We start from the raw sequence: 263 nt of genomic DNA, 5'->3' as shown, positions 1-263 counted from the left end.
TGATCACTCGCTCACGTTTTGCGCGACTGTCTCAATCGGCAGACTTGATATGCCAGCTGACCTGAACGCTGCTCTCGAGGCTCAGCTCGCCGGGGCGGTATTCGCTGCCGCTGCTCTTGGCCTCTGCCATGTCGGCACGCATTGCCATCATCTGCGGGCGTGGGCTGTGTGAGGACTCATTGATCGACTGCACGCTGCCCAGAGTCGCGCCGAGAGTCTCGGCCATCAGTTGTGCCTTGTGGCGTGCCTTGGTCAAGGCTTCC

General features: G+C 61.2%; 1 protein-coding gene. It reads right to left on the bottom strand.

The features are described 5' to 3' along the window. Window positions 1-31 precede the first annotated feature (31 nt). Window positions 32-263: SIMPL domain-containing protein (locus R0J88_RS20975; protein WP_410901022.1), on the bottom strand; the 232-nt coding region annotated here is incomplete at its 5' end.

Source organism: Pseudoalteromonas sp. SIMBA_162 (assembly GCF_046535955.1).
GTDB classification, from domain to species: domain Bacteria; phylum Pseudomonadota; class Gammaproteobacteria; order Enterobacterales; family Alteromonadaceae; genus Pseudoalteromonas; species Pseudoalteromonas marina.
Note: the sequence above shows the minus strand (reverse complement) of the source record. Positions and strands in the feature narration are given on the sequence as shown.